The sequence below is a fragment of the Actinomycetota bacterium genome (assembly GCA_005774595.1).
Taxonomy (GTDB): domain Bacteria; phylum Actinomycetota; class Coriobacteriia; order Anaerosomatales; family D1FN1-002; genus D1FN1-002.
In genome coordinates this window covers 1-1,480 of the sequence record VAUM01000413.1, presented here as the reverse complement: position 1 = coordinate 1,480, position 1,480 = coordinate 1, and the positions used below count along the sequence as shown (strand labels likewise).

General features: G+C 72.3%; 2 protein-coding genes. Both read left to right on the top strand.

The window, feature by feature from the left end; translation table 11 throughout:
* Nucleotides 1-66: 66 nt before the first annotated feature.
* Complete coding sequence (locus tag FDZ70_10595; protein ID TLM66217.1) at nt 67-1,149, top strand: hypothetical protein; 1,083 nt, start codon at nt 67-69, stop codon at nt 1,147-1,149.
* 33 nt (nt 1,150-1,182) lie between these two features.
* Nucleotides 1,183-1,480: ATP phosphoribosyltransferase regulatory subunit (locus FDZ70_10590; GenBank protein TLM66216.1), on the top strand; the 298-nt coding region annotated here is incomplete at its 3' end.

Sequence of the window (1,480 nt, the reverse complement as noted above, 5' to 3'; positions counted from 1 at the left end):
GGTCCGCGGTTGAGTTATACGCACAACGCGAGTATCCTGCGTATAACTCGTCGAGAGGACGACGACGTGCGCAAGCAGGCGCTTGAGACCCAGACCATCTACGCGGAACTCGTCGAGCGGCTCATCGCGTTCGAGGCGACCCGCGCGGTCGGCCACGTCCGCGGCACCTTCACGACCAAGGTGGTCAAGGGCGAGCGGTACGTGTACTTCCAGTACCTGGAGCCCGGTGGCGTGAAGCGGCAGACCTACCTTGGCCGGCACGATGAGGTGCTCGAGCGGGCGATGCGGCGCTACGCCGCGCAGCGGCCCGGCGCAGCCGAGGAGCGCGCGTCGATCCGCCGGCTGTGTGCGCTACTGCGCGCAGGCGGGGCGCAGACCACGGATGCTGCCTCCGAGCGCGTGCTGCGCGCGCTCGCGGATGCCGGGCTGTTCCGCTCCGGGTGCGTACTCGTCGGCACGCACGCGTTCACCGCGCTGGGCAACGCGCTCGGCGTGGTGTGGGATGGGGCGTGGATGCGCACCCACGACATCGACCTCGCGTCCGGTGGGAGCGTGGACGTGGCAGTGGAGGACGCTGCCACGGAGGGCCGCCCGGCGACCGGCTCGGCGGACGTGCAGGGCGTCCTCGAGTCGCTCGAGATGGGCTTCCTGCCGGTTCCCTCGCTCGATCGCGGCAGCCCTTCGACCTCCTACAAGGTGCGCGGCAAGGCGCTCAGGGTCGATCTGCTGACCCCCGTCCGCGGCCGCATGCCGTCCGGCCCCGTCGCCGTGCCGCGGCTCGGCGCCGTCGCGCAGCCGCTCCGCTACCTCGACTACGTCATGGAGTCGCCGATCCGCGCCGCGGTGGTGGCCGGCGACGGGGTGCTCGTCACCGTTCCCGAGCCCGCTCGGTTCGCGTTCCACAAGCTGATCGTGGCGGACGAGCGTCCCGCCGTCTTCCACGCCAAGCGGGACAAAGACCTGCACCAGGCGGCGCAGCTGTTCGAGGTCCTGGTCGATGAGCGCCCGGGGGACGTCGCGATCGCGTGGGAGGCGCTCGAGGCGCGCGGCGCGGGATGGGTGAAGCATGCGCGCTCCGGGCTCGCCGCGATGCGCACGGTCGACGGCGCGGTGGCGGCGCGAGTGAGGGAGGCGGCCCGAGGTGCTTGACATCGGCACTCCATCACTCTACTGTGCTAAAGTATGAACACCGCACCGATGACACCCAGAGGGTTCCGTGACGCGCTGCCGGCCGAGGCCGCGGAGCGCGAGGCGCTGCTGGCCGCGCTCGCGCGGGCGTGCTCGCTGTGGGGCTACGACCCGGTCGAGACGCCGGTGATCGAGCGCTGGGACGTGCTCGCTGCTGGCGCCGGCGCGGCGATCGAGCGCGACGCGTTCCGGCTCACCGATCTGGACGGGACGCTGCTCGCGCTGCGGCCCGAGGTCACGCTGCCGGTCGCGCGCATGGCCGCGACCGCGCTCGCGGGCGATCCGCGGCCGC